The sequence below is a fragment of the Bradyrhizobium sp. 956_D2_N1_4 genome (assembly GCF_052076025.1).
Taxonomy (GTDB): domain Bacteria; phylum Pseudomonadota; class Alphaproteobacteria; order Rhizobiales; family Xanthobacteraceae; genus Bradyrhizobium; species Bradyrhizobium barranii.
The window spans coordinates 461,722-479,389 of sequence record NZ_CP197237.1; the positions used below are offsets into that span (position 1 = coordinate 461,722).

Annotated in this window: 16 protein-coding genes; 9 read left to right on the forward strand and 7 right to left on the reverse strand. The window is 64.5% G+C overall.

Annotated features, from left to right (window positions below; all coding sequences use genetic code 11):
* Positions 1-25 precede the first annotated feature (25 nt).
* The gene (pncB, locus tag AB7535_RS02215) at positions 26-1,330 is read right to left on the reverse strand and encodes a nicotinate phosphoribosyltransferase (RefSeq protein ID WP_028159033.1); all 1,305 of its coding nucleotides are present in this window, start codon (positions 1,328-1,330) and stop codon (positions 26-28) included.
* Positions 1,331-1,410: 80 nt separating this feature from the next.
* Positions 1,411-2,340 carry a LysR family transcriptional regulator gene (locus AB7535_RS02220; RefSeq protein ID WP_085402159.1) on the reverse strand — a complete coding sequence of 310 codons (930 nt, stop codon included), beginning with the start codon at positions 2,338-2,340 and terminating at the stop codon, positions 1,411-1,413.
* A 95-nt stretch (positions 2,341-2,435) separates the two neighbouring features.
* On the opposite strand from AB7535_RS02220, the gene pcaH reads away from it, so the two are divergent.
* Both pcaH and pcaG read left to right on the forward strand, forming a co-directional pair.
* The gene (gene pcaH, locus AB7535_RS02225; protein ID WP_041955084.1) at positions 2,436-3,218 is read left to right on the forward strand and encodes a protocatechuate 3,4-dioxygenase subunit beta; all 783 of its coding nucleotides are present in this window, start codon (positions 2,436-2,438) and stop codon (positions 3,216-3,218) included.
* Between the two features lie 4 nt (positions 3,219-3,222).
* A complete protein-coding gene (gene pcaG, locus AB7535_RS02230; protein WP_085402158.1) occupies positions 3,223-3,849 on the forward strand; it encodes a protocatechuate 3,4-dioxygenase subunit alpha in 627 nt (208 codons plus the stop codon).
* Between the two features lie 24 nt (positions 3,850-3,873).
* Here pcaG and AB7535_RS02235 read toward each other — a convergent pair whose 3' ends face one another.
* Complete coding sequence (locus AB7535_RS02235) at positions 3,874-4,488, reverse strand: LabA-like NYN domain-containing protein (RefSeq protein ID WP_085402157.1); 615 nt, start codon at positions 4,486-4,488, stop codon at positions 3,874-3,876.
* 321 nt (positions 4,489-4,809) lie between these two features.
* Complete coding sequence (locus AB7535_RS02240) at positions 4,810-5,715, reverse strand: helix-turn-helix domain-containing protein (protein ID WP_085402198.1); 906 nt, start codon at positions 5,713-5,715, stop codon at positions 4,810-4,812.
* Between the two features lie 51 nt (positions 5,716-5,766).
* Between AB7535_RS02240 and pobA the strand changes: the two genes are divergently transcribed.
* Positions 5,767-6,939 (forward strand): 4-hydroxybenzoate 3-monooxygenase, encoded by a 1,173-nt coding sequence (gene pobA, locus AB7535_RS02245; protein ID WP_085402156.1) that lies wholly within the window; start codon positions 5,767-5,769, stop codon positions 6,937-6,939.
* Positions 6,940-7,116: 177 nt separating this feature from the next.
* On the forward strand, positions 7,117-8,181 hold the full coding sequence (locus tag AB7535_RS02250) for an SDR family oxidoreductase (protein WP_085402155.1): 1,065 nt from the start codon (positions 7,117-7,119) through the stop codon (positions 8,179-8,181).
* Between the two features lie 26 nt (positions 8,182-8,207).
* On the opposite strand, the gene AB7535_RS02255 is transcribed toward AB7535_RS02250, so the two are convergent.
* From AB7535_RS02255 to AB7535_RS02265, 3 genes are all read right to left on the reverse strand, one after another.
* A complete protein-coding gene (locus tag AB7535_RS02255) occupies positions 8,208-10,358 on the reverse strand; it encodes an adenylate/guanylate cyclase domain-containing protein (RefSeq protein ID WP_085402154.1) in 2,151 nt (716 codons plus the stop codon).
* Between the two features lie 18 nt (positions 10,359-10,376).
* Positions 10,377-11,048, reverse strand: a complete 672-nt coding sequence (locus AB7535_RS02260; protein WP_085402153.1) for a hypothetical protein — start codon at positions 11,046-11,048, stop codon at positions 10,377-10,379.
* A gap of 188 nt (positions 11,049-11,236) precedes the next feature.
* Positions 11,237-12,376, reverse strand: a complete 1,140-nt coding sequence (locus AB7535_RS02265) for a response regulator (RefSeq protein ID WP_354113350.1) — start codon at positions 12,374-12,376, stop codon at positions 11,237-11,239.
* A 286-nt stretch (positions 12,377-12,662) separates the two neighbouring features.
* Here AB7535_RS02265 and AB7535_RS02270 point away from each other — a divergent pair, with 286 nt between their 5' ends.
* From AB7535_RS02270 to AB7535_RS02290, 5 genes are read left to right on the forward strand one after another with little or no spacing between them, the layout of a single operon-like run.
* Complete coding sequence (locus AB7535_RS02270) at positions 12,663-12,986, forward strand: STAS domain-containing protein (protein WP_063985245.1); 324 nt, start codon at positions 12,663-12,665, stop codon at positions 12,984-12,986.
* Entirely contained in the window at positions 12,986-13,351 is a 366-nt protein-coding gene (locus AB7535_RS02275; RefSeq protein ID WP_008142319.1) for a response regulator, read from the forward strand. Before AB7535_RS02270 ends, AB7535_RS02275 begins: the two co-directional genes overlap by 1 nt.
* The gene (locus tag AB7535_RS02280) at positions 13,348-15,435 is read left to right on the forward strand and encodes a chemotaxis protein CheA (RefSeq protein ID WP_085402151.1); all 2,088 of its coding nucleotides are present in this window, start codon (positions 13,348-13,350) and stop codon (positions 15,433-15,435) included. The genes AB7535_RS02275 and AB7535_RS02280 overlap by 4 nt, the downstream gene beginning before the upstream one ends.
* Positions 15,435-15,896 (forward strand): chemotaxis protein CheW, encoded by a 462-nt coding sequence (locus tag AB7535_RS02285; RefSeq protein WP_201266195.1) that lies wholly within the window; start codon positions 15,435-15,437, stop codon positions 15,894-15,896. The genes AB7535_RS02280 and AB7535_RS02285 overlap by 1 nt, the downstream gene beginning before the upstream one ends.
* A gap of 38 nt (positions 15,897-15,934) precedes the next feature.
* Complete coding sequence (locus tag AB7535_RS02290) at positions 15,935-17,632, forward strand: methyl-accepting chemotaxis protein (protein ID WP_071916275.1); 1,698 nt, start codon at positions 15,935-15,937, stop codon at positions 17,630-17,632.
* Positions 17,633-17,668 lie beyond the last annotated feature (36 nt).

The window sequence follows — 17,668 nt, forward strand, 5'->3', positions numbered from 1 at the left end:
CTGATCGAGAGAGTTTGGTCCGGCGCTAGACCAGCACCGGCTTGCGCACGCGGCCAGCGTCGCCGAACACGCGCAAATAGCGTTCGATCTCGGAGGGCATGCCGGTCGCCTTCTCCGGATTGTCCGAGAGTTTGACGGCCGGGTGGCCGTCAACCGACGACACCTTGCAGACCAGCGAGATGGGATCGAGATTGAACGAGCCGTCCGGCGGGCAGCCGACGAAATCATTGGTGAGGTTGGTGCCCCAGCCGAAAGAGAGCCGCGAGCGACCGGAGAAGTGGTGATAGGTCTCCTCGATCGAGCCGACATCCATCGCATCGGAGAAGACGAGCAGCTTGTCCTTGGGGTTGCGGCCCTTCTTTTCCCACCAGGCGATGATCTCCTCGCCGGCCTGGATCGGTGGCGCGCTGTCGGGGCGGAAGCCGGTCCAATCGGCGACCCATTCCGGCGCATCGCGCAGGAAGGATTTGGTGCCGAAGGCGTCGGGCAGCGCGATCAGGAGATTGCCGCCATAGGTCTGGCGCCATTGGTCGAGAATGCGATAGGGCGCCCAGCGCAACTCCTCGTCGTCCTTGGCAAGCGCAGCCGCGACCATCGGCAGCTCATGCGCATTGGTGCCGATGGCTTCGAGATCATTGTCCATCGCCAGCAGCACGTTGGAGGTGCCGATGAAGGACGGGCCCAGGCCTTCCTTCACCGCCTCGACGCACCAGCGCTGCCAAAGGAAGCCGTGGCGGCGGCGGGTGCCGAAGTCGGAGAGCCGCAAATTCTCGAGCTGGCGCAGCCGCTCGACCTTGGTCCACAGCTTGGCCTTGGCGCGGGCATAGAGCACGTCGAGCTCGAAGCGGCCGCGGCCCTTCATCGCGGCGCGCGACCGCAACTCGTTGAGGATGGCGAGCGCCGGAATTTCCCACATCGTGGTGTGGGTCCAGGGGCCGTGGAAATGCAGCTCGTACTGGCCCTCGACCTTGCGCAGCTCGTATTCGGGCAGCCGGAATTCGGCCAGCCAGCGGATGAAGTCCGCCGAGAACATGTGGGTCTTGCCGTAGAAGGTGTTACCGGCAAGCCAGATCAGCTCTTTCTTGGCGAAGCGGATGGTGCGGGCGTGGTCGAGCTGGGCGCGCAGCTCGCCCTCGTCGATGATCTCGGCCAGCCGCACATGGCGCGAGCGGTTGATGACCGAGAAGGTCACCTGCTGATTCGGATAGTCCTCCCGAATCATCTGCAACATCAATAGCTTGTAGAAGTCGGTATCCAGCAGGCTGCGGATGATGGGGTCCAGCCGCCAGCTATGATTGTAGGTCCGGCTCGCAATATCGGTCACTGTCATGGGACAATTCTAGCGTGGCGGCCCTCGCGCAACCAGTGGGTTTGGCGAAGGGCAGACTTCCCTGAAGCCGTAACCGAGGCTCAGTCTCCGGCCGCCGTTGCCGCCACGGTTTCGAGCTGGCCGCGGATCCAGCGATGGGCCGGGTCTTTCTGATAGCGCTGATGCCAGACCATGAACATCGGCAGCTCGGCCAGCGTCTTTGTCCGCGACGCTAGCGGAATCGGTACATGCGCGAAACCGCGCATCACACCGGAGGCGAGCAGGCTCGGCATGCTCGCCAGCATCTGCGAGCCGCGCAGGAAGGGCGGCACGCCGGAAAAGCTCGGCACGGAGATGGCGATGTCACGCAGAAAGCCGTTCGCCGCCAGCCGGCGGTCGAAGTCGAGCCGCTCGTTGTCGGTATAGACCACCGTGATGTGGCGTGCCGCGAGATAGGCACTGCGGCCGGCCGGAGCTGTGCGCACCTTGGGATCGAAGTAGCAGACGTAGTGATCGCTGAGCAGCCGCTTCTGCACGATGTCCACGCCGGATGGCGGCAGCGGCGTGACCATGAGATCGCAGCGGTTTTCGCGCAGCATGGCGGGCGACGGCGACTGCGAGGGGATCACGCGCAGGTTCAGGCTCCTGACCTGTCCCGCGACATGGTCGAAAAACCGCGGCAACAGCAGATCGCGCTGGAAGTCGTTGGCGGCGATCGTCAGCGAAAGCTGCGCGCGCGCCGGCTCGAAGGTGACGCCGCCGGCAAAGCTGCGCATCTCGTCGATCAGCGCCCGCGCTTTCGCGGCCAAGGCCTGGGCATGGGCGGTGGCGACGATGCCGCGGCCGGATTTGGCAAACAGCGGATCGCCCGCGATCCGCCGCAACTTGTTCAGCCCGTGACTGACCGCCGATTGCGTCAGACCAAGCCGCGTCGCTGCCGCCGTGACCGAACCTTCCTCCAGCACGGCAAGGAACAGTTCGAGGGCGTGGCCGTCGAGCGCCAAATGATCGATTTCCTTCATGTAATTCATTATAATCGATCTATTTATCTTGAGAATAGATCGTCCCATGATCTCCCGATAAGCCGCGCCCCCGGACCCGGGCGCCACAGGGAGAGACAACGCCGATGAACGTCCAGGCGCCAGCCTTGCAGGATCCCCGCCTCAACCGACCCGAGCCGTTCACGCCGCGCGACGGCGGCTTCTTCCAGCGCGACCATTCGATCCATCCGCCGGCGCATGCGCCCGGCTACAAGTCCTCGGTGCTGCGCTCGCCGCGCCAGCCGCTGCTGTCGATCGAGAACTCGGTCTCGGAGATCACGGGTCCGGTGTTCGGCCACAACGATCTCGGCCCGCTCGACAACGATCTGATCCGCAACTACGCCAAGGACGGCGATCCCGTCGGCGAGCGCATCATCGTCCATGGCCGCGTGCTCGACGAGACCGGCCGCGGCGTGCCGAACACGCTGGTCGAGTTCTGGCAGGCCAATGCCGGTGGCCGCTACCGGCACAAGAAGGATACCTATCTCGCCCCGATCGATCCGAATTTCGGCGGCTGCGGCCGCGCGCTGAGCGACGACACCGGCTACTATTATTTCCGCACCGTGAAGCCGGGCCCCTATCCCTGGCGCAACTTCGTCAACAGCTGGCGTCCCGCCCACATCCACTTCTCGGTGTTCGGCTCGGGCTTTGCGCAGCGGCTGATCACCCAGATGTATTTCGAGGGCGATCCCCTGATCCCGGTCTGTCCGATCCTGACGACGATTCCGGACAAGGACGCGCTCGACCGCCTCGTGGCGCCGCTCGACCTCAACGCCTCGACGCCGTTCGACTCGCTCGCCTACCGCTTCGACATCGTGCTGCGCGGCCAGCGTTCCACCTATTTCGAAAATCGCACCGCGGGGAATTGAGCCAATGCCGCAGCCGCTCGACTATCTCAAGGAAACCGCCTCGCAGACCGCCGGGCCCTACGTCCATATCGGCCTGATCCCTGCCATGGCCGGCTTCGACATTTTTGAGAAGAACTTTTCTAACGTGCTGGTGACGCCGAACACGCCAGGCGAGCGCATCACGCTGGAGGGCAAGGTGTTCGACGGCAGCGGCACGCCGCTGCGCGATGTGCTGCTCGAAATCTGGCAGGCCAACGCAACCGGCCGCTATAACCATCCGGCCGATCGCCTGGCCGGCGCGGTGGACGAGGAGTTTCGCGGCTGGGGCCGCGCCGGCTCCGATTTCGACAGCGGCCTCGTCACTTTCGAGACCATCAAGCCGGGCGCGATCACGGACAAGGCAGGCCGCAAATGCGCGCCGTACGTCAATATCTGGATCGTCGCGCGCGGCATCAACATCGGTCTCAATACGCGACTCTATTTCTCCGACGAAGAAGCCGCGAATGCCGCCGACCCCGTGCTCAACCTGGTCGAGCCGCCGGTGCGGCGCGCGACGCTGATCGCCACGCGCGGTGAGCGCGCCGGCAAGGTCGTGTACTCCTTCACGATCAATCTGCAGGGGGCGGAGGAGACGGTGTTCTTCGACGTCTGACGATCCGCCGATCGCCCCGCAGGATCATTCCACCTGGTCGCCTCGATTGATCGATCCGCGCGTGGTGGCTTGCGGTGGTTGCTGGCGCATCTCGCGCGATCCCGGCCGCTCGGCCGGGGCGCGCCCCACTCTTGGCTTCAGCTCCGTCAAATCGATGAAGACGTCGGCCTGCCGGCGCAGTTCGTCGGCCACCATGGGAGGCTGGCTCGCAAGCGTGGAGACGACCGTCACGCGGACGCCCCGGCGTTGCACGGCTTCCACCAGTGAACGAAAATCCCCATCGCCCGAGAACAGCACGATCTGATTGACGTGCTCGGCGAGTTCCATGGCATTCACGGCGAGTTCCACATCCATGCTGCCCCTCATCTTGCGGCGGCCGGTCGTGGCGTCAACGAACTCCTTGGCGAGCTTGGTGACGACGGTGTACCCGTTATAGTCGAGCCAATCGATCAATGGGCGGATTGACGAGTATTCCTGATCCTCGCTCACGGTCGTGTAGTAGAAGGCTCGCAGCAACGTACCTCGGCCGTGAAATTCGCCGAGCAGGCGCCTGTAGTCGATATCGAAACCGAGCGCCTTGGTGGCGGCATAGAGATTGGGGCCATCGATGAAGACCGCAATCTTCTCAAGCGAAGACATTATGCACTAATCCCCAGTTCCGCATTGAAGCCGGCAGGTTCAGCCGCCAGGGCTGTGTGCCGGCCGGAAAACGCCGAAGTCGCCGATGGCCCGCGGAAAAAAGGCGGCGCAGACGGCCGGAGGGGGGGCCGTCCCGCGCCAGTTAAGGGAGGTTGCTGCTATCAGCGCCAGGATTCCGAATGTAGTCACGTTAAGGCGTGCACATGCCACGCTCAATTGTACGGAGGTAAACGGCGCGTATCCAAAGGGTTGGATGCTCTATACGAAGGTAAGTGGCGCGCTGGTTCGGATCTCGACAGCCCGGCGCGATCACGAATGGCCTCAAGCTTCGCCGCCATGGAGTTGGGCGCGAAAGGCGCGCGGCGACAGGCCCGTGGCCGCGGCATAGACGCGGCTGAAATAGGCGGGATCCTCGAAGCCGAGCGCGTAGGCGATCGTCGAGACCGGCAAATTGGTGTAGACGAGGTTGCGACGCGCCTCGCGGATCAGCCGGTTGAGGATCAGGTGCGAGGCGGTGTCGCCGGTCGCCGCCCGCGTCAGCCGGTTGAGATGGGTCGGCGTGATCGACAGCGCGCCTGCATAGTCCGCAACGCTCCAGCGTTCCAGATGATGCTGTTCCAGCAGCGCCTCGAAGCGGCGGAACAGCCCGCTTTCCGCCGTGCCGTTGCCGCCGCTCTCGCTGGTGAGCGCGCGGGCCACCAGCCCGATCATGGCCGCCGACAGTGCACGCAGCACGTGCGCGCGGCCGAAATCGCGTGCGGCGTGCTCGGCGAAGATCTGCTTCATGGTGGTGCGGATCTGCGGCGTGCCGCGCACCACGGCCGATCGGGACAGGGTGCCGCGCAGTCCTTCCGAGGCAAGCAGTGCCTCGTCCAGAATTTCCGCAGCGATGGTCAGCACCCAGCCTTGGGTATCGGGCTCGAAGCGGAAGCCGTGGACATGGCCGACCGGCACATTGACGACCTGCATCGGCCGGAGCGGCACCACGCGCCCGTCGAGCGTCGCCTCGCCACCGCCGCGCTCGATCAGCAGCACCTGGTGCAGCCGGGCATGGCGGTGCACGGCCAGCGTCCAGTCGTGCAGCACCGAGCGCGACGCGATCGTCTCGCAATGCACGACGTCGGGCAGATCGCCGGACTCGCCGAAGAGGTTGTAGACCCGGATTGCCGGGGCTGAGGCTGCGGTTCTCATGTTCGAATAGTACAAGACAAAGACGAAACCCTCCATCGGTTTGCGGCGCCCCATCTGCAAAAAACGCGGCGACGGGAGGACGTAAAAATGAAAGTTCAGGTCTGCATCATCGGCGGTGGGCCGTCCGGGCTGCTGTTGTCCCAGCTTCTGCACCTGAAGGGCATCGATACGGTCGTGCTGGAGAAATACAGCCGCGACCACGTGCTCGCCCGCATCCGTGCCGGCGTGCTCGAGCACGGCTTCGCCAGGTTGATGCGCGAGGCGCAGTGCGGCGAGCGGATGGACCGCGAGGGCGAGATCCACAACGGTTTCGAGATCGCGCATGACGGCGTGCTCTCCCATATCGACCTGCACAAGCATTCCGGCGGCAATTCGGTGCTGGTCTACGGCCAGACCGAGCTGACGCGCGACCTCTACGAGGCGCGCGATCGCCTCGACGGCAAGGTCGTGCACAACGCCGAGGACGTGACGCCGCACGATCTGACGTCGGACCGGCCCTACGTGACCTATCGATCAAACGACGAGATCGTCCGCATCGATTGCGATTACGTCGTTGGCGCCGACGGCTTTCACGGCGTCAGCCGCAGGTCCATCCCGAAGGACGTGCTGCGCGAATACGAGAAGGTCTATCCATTCGGCTGGCTCGGCGTGCTGTCGCGCACGAAACCGGTGTCGCCCGAGCTGATCTATGTGAAGCATGAACGCGGCTTTGCGCTCTGCTCGCTGCGCTCACAAGTGCTGAGCCGCTACTACGTCCAGGTGCCGTTGACCGACAAGGTGGAGGACTGGAGCGACGATGCATTCTGGACGGAGCTGAAGCGCCGTCTGCCGGACGAGGTCGCCGGCCGCCTGATTACCGGGCCCTCGATCGAGAAGAGCATCGCGCCCTTGCGCAGCTTCGTCGCCGAGCCGATGAGCTACGGCCGCCTGTTCCTCGCCGGCGATGCCGCCCACATCGTGCCGCCGACCGGCGCGCGCGGGCTCAACAGCGCGGCGTCCGACATCTACTATCTCTACCACGCCATGCTTGCGCATTATCAGCACGGCGACGATTCCGGCCTTGCGGGCTATTCCGCCAAGGCGCTTGCGCGGATATGGAAAGCGCAGCGTTTTTCGTGGTGGATGACGATGCTGCTGCATCGTTTTCCCGACCGTTCCGAATACGAGGACCGGCTTCAGCAGACGGAGCTCGAGTACCTGCTCTCGTCCGAGACGGCGCAGCGGCTGCTCGCGGAGAATTACGTGGGTCTGCCGTTTTAGCGACGGTTTGTGACCGCTCAGCTGACGTTGCCGCTCCAAAGGGGAGCTCTCCTCGCGGCACGAGGCGAGTTCGCCCGTCAGGCCGGTTCCCTTTCAATAAGTGGTGACGGACGCCGAAATGCTCTGTTGCCTTGTGCGATAGTTCCTACCTCCTCAACCGAACAGGAGGGCGCAGCGATGACGAATACAGCGCTTGTGGTCGGCGCCAGCGGTATTGTCGGCAGCAATCTCGCCCGCCATCTCAGCGATCGCGGCTGGCAGGTGCTTGGGCTCGCAAGGCGCCCGCCAAGCGGCCTCGATGGTGTTCGTCCCATCGCGGCCGATTTGCAGGATCCGGCCTCGCTTCGCGACATCCTGGCGAGCCTTCGTCCCACTCACGTGTTTCTCGCCACATGGCTACGTCAGCCGACCGAGGCGGAAAATATCCGCGTTAACGCTGCGATGGTGCGCAACGTGTTGGGAGCACTTTCCGGCGCAGATACGCTTTCTCATGTCGCGCTGGTCACCGGGCTAAAGCATTACCTGGGACCGTTCGAGTCCTACGGTAAAGGCAGGCTGCCCGCGACGCCATTCCGCGAGGAGCAACCGCGGCTCGATGTCGAGAACTTCTACTACGCTCAGGAGGACGAACTATTCGATGCGGCCAGGCGCGGTGGTTTCAGCTGGAGCATTCACCGCCCGCACACGATCATCGGCTATGCGATAGGCAACGCCATGAACATGGGAACGACGCTTGCCGTCTACGCGACGATCTGTCGAGAAACGGGGCGGCCATTTCTCTTTCCAGGCTCGGCGATGCAATGGACCGGCCTGACGGATATGACGGATGCCAGATTGCTGGCGCGGCACCTGGAATGGGCCGCGACGACGACGGTCGCGCGAGACCAGGCATTCAACGTCGTAAATGGCGATGTCTTCCGATGGAGCTGGATGTGGGCGCGACTGGCCGGCTGGTTCGGGTTGCAGCCTGCGCCCTTTCCAGAGGAAATTTCGCCGCTTGAGCGTCAGCTTGCCGATTCAGGTCGTATATGGGCTGATATCGCGCTCAAGTATGATCTCGTCGAAAGAGACCTCTCCGTCCTTTCGTCGGCATGGCACACCGATGCCGACTTGGGCCGACCTATCGAAGTCGTCACCGATATGAGCAAGAGCCGTAAGCTCGGTTTCCCTGAATATCAGGCGACGGACGACAGTTTTTTCGATCTCTTCAGCAGGTTGCGTGCCGCGAACGTCATTCCTTGAGCCTTCTGACGAAGAGTAAACAACCGCTACTTTCCTTCCAGCGTATTGACCGGCGTCCACTCTGGCGATGGTGGATTTGCGGCGAGGGCTTTTGCGCGCTTGGCGAACAGCGCCGACGCCGGGTCGATCTTCGCGACGCCGTCGAACGCCTCGGCCGCCTTCGAAAACTCCCTTGCCCGCCAGCACGCCAGCCCCTCCGCATACGCTGTGGCCACCTTCGTCTGCTCGGCGCCCTCCGCGCCCTTGTCCGCGAGCGGCTCGAACACCTGGATCGCCTCGCCGCGGCCGAGCACCCTGATCGCATCGAGCTCACGCCAGGCGAAAGTGTCGCCGGTCTGCGCCATCGTCGTTTCCGAGGCCATGATGGCGGTGCCGTAATATTTGTTGGCGCCCTCGAGGCGCGAGGCGACGTTCACGGTGTCGCTCATCACGGTGTAGTTGAAGCGGCGGCGCGAGCCGATGTTGCCGACCACGGCTTCGCCGCTGTTGAGCCCGATGCGGTGCGACAGGCCATGGCCTGCGAAGGCGGGATTGCTGACGTTCAATTCCGCGAGCTTCTCGTGGCACTTCAGCGCGGCGTGAACCGCGTTGCGCGCGTGCGCGGGATCGTCGGCCGGCGCGCCAAACATCGCGACGATGGAATCTCCGATATATTTGTCGACATAGCCGCCATGGCTCTCGATGATGTCGGTCATGGCCGAGAGATATTCGTTCATCAGCGTCACCAGTTCGCCCGGCGTCATCGTCTCGGCGATCGAGGAGAAGCCGCTGAGGTCGGAGAAGAACATGGTGACGTTGCGCATCTCGCCGCCGAGCGCCGGCATCTTGCCGGAGGCGACCATGGTGTTGATCACTTCGGGCGCCAGATAGAAGGCAAAGCTCTGGCGCAGGAAGCGCTCGTCGCGATCGGCGAGCACGAAGCGGTAGCCGATCATCATCGCGAGGGCGGCAAGACTTGCGAGCGCAGGCTCGGTCGGCGGCAGCGCCAGCGCGTGCACGAACGCGGCGACGGCGACGGCTGTGTAAGCGGCAGTGAGGCCGAGCCATGCGATCATCGCGCCGCCCGGTGCGAGCATGGAGGCCGCGCAGGCGATGATCGCCGCGAACACGATCGCAAGAACGGTCCGCATGGGAAAGCCGAGCTCGGTCACGGCGTCGCGCTCGATCAGGTTTCGCACGACGGTGGCGTGCACGAAGACGCCGGCGATATCGCTCCGGGCCTTCTGTGCGGTGCTTGCCGGGGCGGGCAGGGCACAGCGCGCGGCCGGCGCCCCGTCATATCCGCCCGCAAGGCGCATCGAGGTGAGCTTGCGGTCCTCGAAGTTCAGGGCGGTGCCGAGCAGCACGACCTTACCGTCGAAGGCGTGGCGGAAGAAATCGCGGTCGCCTTTTTCGACGCAGGCGCGCAGATCGGCGAAGGAATAGGTCGGAACGTCGCGGCCCATTCCGCGGAAGTTGAGCGTCAGCGTGTTCGGCACCGCGCTCGGGACCGAATAGCCGGATAGCTCGGTCGCACCGGACGGCGCAATCGCGGGCTTTCCGCCGAGCGCGCGCGCGGCGAGCTCGACTGCCATCGCGGGGGCCGGCTTGCCGTCGATGGAGAAGCTGAGTGGCATTCGCCGGATGACATCGTCCGCGTCGGTATGGACATTGAGCGCGCGGATGTTGGTGCGCACCGCCAATTGTTGCGCACGATACGGCCTCTCCGGATGGTCGTTGCTGAGGATCTCGCCGAGCACGAGCTTGTCGCCGTCGGAGAGTTGCCGCAACGCTATCAGGTAATCCCGGTCAAACCCTCTCATGCGCGCGCCGAGCGGCACCTCGCCGAAGGGGATTTCCGACTGCTCGATCGAGCTTGGAAAGATGACGTCGAAGCCGATCACCTTGGCGCCACCGTCGGTGATGCCGGTGAGCACACGGCCGATCTCGCGTGTCCAGGTCTGCGTCGGCGATCCCTTGAAGGGTGGGGTGTCGTAGGTCTCGCCGTCGATGGCCACGACGACGACCGGCGAATCGGCGGGATCGCGGCGATCGCCGACGAGCTTCCAGCGCAGCGCCGTGAGGATATCGAGCGAGAGACCTTGCAGCGTCTGAAGCGGCGGGGACGTGAAGACCGCGCCCGCAACCAGCGCAATCAGGATCGCCGCAACGATGTCCCGTCCCCCGATCCGTCGCATCGCCCCGTCGCAGACCGCCTATTCGAGCCGCAGCAGCCGGCCGACGATCGGCGTCGGCGATGACGTGGCGCTGGCATCGACCTGGAAAGCGTAGCGCTTGGCGCCGAGGATGGCGAGATAGCTGCCGCCCGGGGTCAGTGTCTTTCCGGCTTTGGCAAAGTCATAAAACTTGCCACCGACCATGATCTCGCTCTTGAGCGGCACGCTGATCGTGGGCTCCTTGCCGTCGGTGCGTTCGATCACCAGCGTGCTGCCGCTCTTGGCCTGTATCAGCGGGGCGACGCCATAGAGCGTCGGCAGCTTGGCCGGCGGCGCTCCCTTGGCGTCCGATCGCATGGTGCGGAAGGTCGTTGCGGCGCTCTGGTTGGCCTCGCGCTCGGACAGTTTTGCTGCATTGGTATCGCAGGGCACCTTCTCGCGCTTGACCTCGCCGAGTTGCACGGTGCTCTGCTCGGCGCCGACCAGGACGACGCCTTCGCTGATGATCTCGCGCTGGCAGGATTTGAGGTAGCTGAGCGTGATGCTGGCCTTGGGCCCGAGCTTGATGATCTTGCCGGGCGCCACATAGTCCATGAACGCGATGCCGTCGACCTTGCCCTGGACGTCCTCGACGATCGCGGCCGGGGTCTCCGCCAAAGCGGGGGCCGCAAGACAGAACGCGCCGACACCAGCGCCGATCAGGCTTCTCATGGGAGTTCTCATCCAATTCGACCGATATATCGCCGGTCCCCGTCTTGGTCCGATGCTTAGCAGCGGCGCGTCCAGACAAATGTGACCGGAATCACTCTTGGTTGTTGGTGCACTCTAGCAGGAACAGGTTCAAACCTGCGACCGGAGAAAAGCGAAGCCGCAGCAAGCTATTTGCCGGATGGATCATGTCAGGCGGCCGGGACGGGCTCAGGCAACCGGTCCTCGACCGCAGGGCTCTCTGCCGCACACTCTATAATAGGCGCGAGAGGGGCTTCGGTCTTCTGATACGGCGTCGCCTGCTGACCGGCGGCGATTTCCACGACCTCGTCCCAGCGCGACAGGAAGGCCTCGACGCAGGCCGGGTCGAACTGCCGGCCCTGGTTCTCGACCAGATAGTCGCGCGCCACGTCGAGCGGCATCGGCTCTTTATATGGCCGGCGCGTCGTCAGGGCGTCGAAGACGTCGGCGACCGCGACGACGCGCGCGGCGACCGGGATCTCGTCTGCCTGAAGGCCGTTCGGATAGCCCGCGCCGTCCCAACGCTCGTGATGGCCTGCGGCAATTTGCGCACCGAGCTGGATCAGCTCGCAGCTGGAGTCCGCCAGAATCTTTTCGCCGATCGTCGCATGGGTGCGGATCACCGCCATCTCTTCGTCGGTGAGCCTGCCGGGCTTGAGGAGGATATGGTCGGGGATGGCGACCTTGCCGACGTCGTGCAGGGGCGCGGCCAGATAGATGTCGCGGCAGAGCCGGGGCGGCAGGCCGAGCTGCTCGGCGATGATGCGGCTGTAGCGGGCGACCCGCAGCGTGTGCTCGCCGGTGTCGTTGTCGCGGTATTCGACCGCGAGCGCGAGCCGCAAGATGATCTCCTCCTCGCGCTCGCCGAGCTTCTGGGTCGCGGCCGCGACCGCGCTCGCGAGATCCGCGGCCCGGTCGTTCTGCTTGCGCACGGCTGCACCAAGGCGCACCAAATTGCGCAGGCGCACCGTCATCTCCACGCTCTGTGGCTGTTTCGGTAAGAAATCGGTTGCACCAGCCTGCAGCGCTTCCATCTTGACGTCATCGGTCTGTCGCGACGTGATCATCGCGATCGGGATGTCGGCGCAGCCGGGCAGGGTGCGGAAGGCGCGGATGAAGCTGATGCCGTCCATATGCGGCATCTCGTAGTCGACCAGCACGAGGTCGAAGACGCGCTCGCGCGCGCAAGCCAGCGCCTCGACGGGATCGAGGAAAGTCGTGGCCTCGACCAGGCCTTCGGCTTCGATATGACGTTTCAGGAAATTGAGGACAGAGCGGCTGTCATCAACGAGAAGCGCTTGGGTCAGCATCGGCGGCCGGTCTCGTTCGGATGCGAGGCGTGACCTCCACGAATAGTCTTTGCGATTTAACGCGGAGCAAACGCCCGGGCTGCGGCGAACTGACTCAAGACTGCGCACAGCGCATGCGAATTGAGCGAACCATGCACGCCTGCATGCATACGCGAAGTTCTTCGGTTTGTGACCCGTAGTTGTACGGTGATGCCTATTAGGGGTTTGCACACTCTCCCAAGCGAATAGTCGTCGCGCGAGATTCGCGTCATGCGTGCAGCGAATCCCGAGGAAATCTGGGGGACGAATGCCGTCTGACGTCACTGAGCCGAAGTGGTCCCTACGGCTGCCTGCAGATTGCAGCATCGCTGCGATCCGCAGTGTCTATGACCTGATCCGCGAAGCTTTCGGCCGGCAGGATCGGCTCGAGATCGATTGTTCGAGCGTCGACAAGGCCGACGTAACCTCGATCCAGCTTCTGCTGTCGACCGCCAAGACGGGCGAGGCCCAAGGCCGCCCGGTGGTGCTCACATCGTTCTCCCAGTCTCTGCGCAACACCCTTCGCCGCGCCGGCTTCGCCAGCGATGCGATGATCGATCAGCACTTCCCGCAAAAGAAAGATGGCACCTGATGGCCACGATTCTCACGGTCGACGATTCCCCCAGCATCCGTCAGATGATCAAGGTCGTGCTCGAGCCGGCCGGTCACAACGTGATCGAGGCCGGCGACGGCGCACAAGGGCTCGCCAAGGCGCAGGCCGGCAAGCTCGACCTCGTCATCACCGACCTCAATATGCCCGTCATGAACGGGCTGGAGCTGATCCGGGCGCTGCGCAAGCTGCCGAGCGCGGTCGGCATGCCCATCGTGTTTCTGACCACCGAATCCAACGACACGGTGAAGCAGGAAGCCAAGAGCGCCGGCGCCACCGGCTGGATTACCAAGCCGTTCAAGCCGGAGCAGCTGCTCGCCGTGGTCGGCAAGCTGGTGCGTGCATGAACGCGATGGACCCGACAGAGGTCTTTCGCCAGGAAGCCAGCGAACTGTTCGAGGTCCTGGAAGGGGCCCTGCTCGACCTCGGCCAGCGTCCCGACGACCGCGAGCTGGTCGATTCCGCCTTCCGCGCCCTGCATACGATCAAGGGCTCGGGCGCCATGTTCGGCTTCGACAAGGTCGCCTCCTTTACCCACGAATTCGAGACCGCGTTCGACCGCGTCCGCAAGGGCGAGATCAAGCCGACGCAGGAGCTGATCTCGGTCGCGCTTGCGGCCAAGGACTATATCCGCGCGCTGATCGAGGATCCGCAGTCGACCGACGACATCATCGGCGAGGCCATCCTCGACGACCTCAAGCGCTTCGTGTTTCCCGACCAGTCCGCCGCGCCCGTCGCCGAAATCGCCGAAGCGCCGCCGCTGGCCCCCGGTGAAAGCAAGCAGGCCGGCTGGCACCTGTATCTGGAATTTGAATCCCACATCCTGCGCAACGGCTCGAACCCGCTCGATCTGCTGGAAGACCTTTGCAAGCTCGGCCCGTGCTTCGTCGTGCCCGTGACCGACGGCATCCCGTTCCTCGACGAGATGGAGCCGGAAGACTGCTATCTGAAGTGGGACGTCAAGCTGCACGCCGCCTGCGACAAGGACGCGATCGACGACGTATTCATGTTCGTCCAGGACGAGATGAAGCTGACCCTCTCGCCGCTTGAGCAGGTCGAAGCCCCCGCGCCGCTGCCGCTGTTCCAGCTCCTCGACGAGGAGCCGGCTCCTGTGGCCGAGATGGCCGCGCCGGCGGTCGAGGCTGTTGTTGCGCCTGTCGCCGCGCAGCCCGTCGCAAAGGCGGAGCCGAAGCCGGAAGCCAAGCCTGAATCCAAGTCTGAACCGAAACCCGAGGCCAAGCGTGACGATCGCGGCATCGCCACCGTCCGCGTCCAGGCCGAGCGTCTCGACGAGTTGATGGACCGGGTCGGCGAACTCGTCATCGCCCAGGCGCGGCTGACGCAGCTCGCCTCGTCCGGTTCGGATCTCTCGATCAAGATGATCGCAGAGGAAATCGAGCGCCTCGCCTCCTCCCTGCGCGACACCACGATGGGCGCGCGCATGGTACCGATCGGCTCGCTGTTCGGTCGCTTCCGCCGCCTGGTGCACGATTTGTCGCGCGACCTGTCGAAGCCGGTCGAATTCGTCACCACGGGCGAGGATACCGAACTCGACAAGACCATGATCGAGTGCCTGGCCGATCCGCTGGTGCACCTAATCCGCAACGCCATCGACCATGGCATCGAAGACACCGCGACCCGCTCCGCCAACGGCAAGACGGAGCAGGGCCGGATCGAACTCGCCGCCGTTCATTCCGGTGCGCAGGTGCTCGTCACCGTGAAGGACAATGGCGGCGGCCTCAACACCGCGCGCATTCGCGCGAAAGCGGAAGAGCAGGGGCTGATCGCCTCCGGCGCCGTGCTGACCGATCACGAGATCCACCAGTTCCTGTTCCACCCGGGCTTCTCGACCGCGCAGACCATCTCGGCGCTGTCGGGCCGCGGCGTCGGCATGGACGTCGTCAAGCGCACCATCGAGAACATGCGCGGCACGATCGATCTGTCGACCCGGCCGGGCCAGGGCACCACGGTGACGCTGCGCCTGCCGCTGACGCTTGCGATCATCGAGGGTCTTTTGATCCGTGTCGGCGAGGGCCGCTACATCATTCCGTTGTCGGCCGTGGAGGAATGCATCGAGCTGACCGCCGAGGACGAGCGCTCCCGCGGCCGCAACTTCCTCAACGTGCGAGGCAATCTCGTGCCCTTCCTCAGGCTGCGCGAAATCATGACTGCGTCGGGTACGCCCGACCGGCACCAGAAGACGATCATCATCTCGACCGGTGAGACGCACGTCGGTCTTGTCGCGGACCAGATCATCGGCAACCACCAGACCGTGATCAAGTCGCTCTCCAAGCTGCACTCCGACGTCACGATCTTCTCCGGCGCGACGATTTTGGGTGACGGCACGGCGGCGCTGATCCTCGATGTCGCGCAGCTCGTCACGCTGGCGCAGTCGAAGGTCGAGAAACAGCATATCAGCGAGGCGGCCTGATGAACGATGGTTTGACGGGCGAGCATCACGCCGACGCGATGCAGGTCGTAATGATCGGCCTCGGCGAGGAGAAGTTCGCGCTCGACGCAGGCCTCGTGCGCGAGATCATCGATCCCGTGCCGGTGACCAAGGTGGCGGGCGCGCGGGCCTTCGTTCCGAGCGTCATCAACGTGCGCGGCAACGTCATTCCGCTTGCGGACCTGCGCATCCGCTTCGGCATGCCGCAGCTCGACAATTCGGCCGACACGCGCATCGTCGTCATCGAGCTCACGCTCGACGGCGAGCCGGTCCTGGTCGGCGTCACTGCCGACAAGGTCTACGAGGTCACCGAGATATCGCAGGCCGACGTGCAGCAGACGCCGCGCGTCGGCATGCACTGGAAGCCGGAATTCATCCGTTTCATCGCCAAGTGGCGAGAAGAGTTTGTCATCGTTCCCAACATGGAACGCATCCTGAATTGAAATGAGGTCTCGGGGCGAGACTGGGGTAGGGGCTGGAAATGAGATTCACGGTCAAGGCAAAGCTTGCCATCGCGTTCGGTGTGGTCCTGTTGCTGTCGATGGCGGCGGGCGGCCTCGCTTATGTGAAACTGAGCGAGATGATCGACACCGCCGACAGTCTGGTGTCGCGTGCCAACCGGATGGACCGTGCGGCGGAGATCGAGAAGGGTATCCTGCTTCAGGTTCGCGCCGAGAAGAACCTCATTCTCGCGCCTGAAGGCGAGGCGGATCGTTTTATCGCCGAAATCGCCAAGCAGCGCGAGACGCTCTCGAAGTTGAAGGAAGAGATCCAGGCCGCGGCTTCCCCCGAAGGCAAGAAACTCATGGAGAATTTCGGCGTCGCGTATGCGCGGATGAACGCCGTTCAGGACGACGCCCTCAAGACCGCCCGGACCGACAAGGCGAAAGCCGCCGAGCGCTCCATGACCGAGGTCCGCAAGGCGGTCGCCGAGGCCATGGAAGCCGCCAACGTCTACGTCACCAACGTCAAGAAGAACATGGCCGCTCAGGCGGCCCAGGCTCACGAGGACGGCAACCGGGCCCAGCTCCTACTGATCTCGGCCGTGCTGGCTTCGCTTGTCATCGGCCTGATCGCCGCGATCTGGATTTCCTTGAGCATCTCCCGCGGTCTCGGCCGCGCCGTCGGGCTCGCCGGCGCGGTTGCCGATGGCGATCTCAGCCAGTCGATCAAGGTCACAAGCAACGACGAGATCGGCGATCTCGTTACCTCGCTGAACTCCATGGTCGAGAAGCTCAAGCAGATCGTCGCCGAAGCACTCACCGCGGCGCAGAACGTCTCGGCCGGCAGCCAGGAGCTTTCGGCCAGTGCCGAGCAGCTGTCGCAGGGCGCGACCGAACAGGCCTCGTCGGCCGAGGAAGCCTCGTCCTCGATGGAGGAGATGGCCTCGAACGTAAAGCAGAATGCCGACAACGCCAACCAGACCGAGAAGATCGCCGCGCAGTCGGCCAAGGACGCGGAAGCCAGCGGCGTCGCCGTGGGGCGTGCCGTCAATGCGATGCAAACCATCGCCGAGAAGATCACGATCGTGCAGGAGATCGCGCGCCAGACCGACCTGCTTGCCCTCAACGCCGCGGTCGAGGCCGCGCGCGCCGGTGAGCATGGCAAGGGCTTTGCGGTGGTCGCGTCCGAAGTGCGCAAGCTCGCCGAACGCAGCCAGGCGGCAGCGGCGGACATCGGCACGCTGTCGACGGAAACCGTGAAGGTCGCGCGGGAAGCCGGCGACATGCTGTCCAAGCTCGTGCCCGACATCAAGAAGACCGCCGAGCTGGTCCAGGAGATCACGGCGGCCTGCCGCGAGCAGGACGTTGGCTCGGCCCAGATCAACCAGGCGATCCAGCAGCTCGACAAGGTCGGCCAGCAGAACGCCAGCGCCTCCGAGCAGGTGTCCTCTACCTCCGAGGAGCTCGCCTCGCAGGCCGAGCAGCTTCAGTCCACCATCTCGTTCTTCCGCATCGAGCATGCCGGCCGCGGCGAGGCTGCCGCGCCCGCGCCGATCGACCGCGCCGTCACCCAGCTCCGCGCCAAGGCCGCGCACATGGCGGCAGCGGACCGCGGCGTCAAGAAGCCCGCGCCCGCCCGCAAGCCGGCGCGCGCGATGAAGGTCGCCAATGGCGGCGGCTTCGCCTTCGACATGCATGACGGCGAAGACGACCGCGACGCCGAATTCCAGCGCTGACCGCAACTTGAAAACAATCTGACCCTGGACCGTACC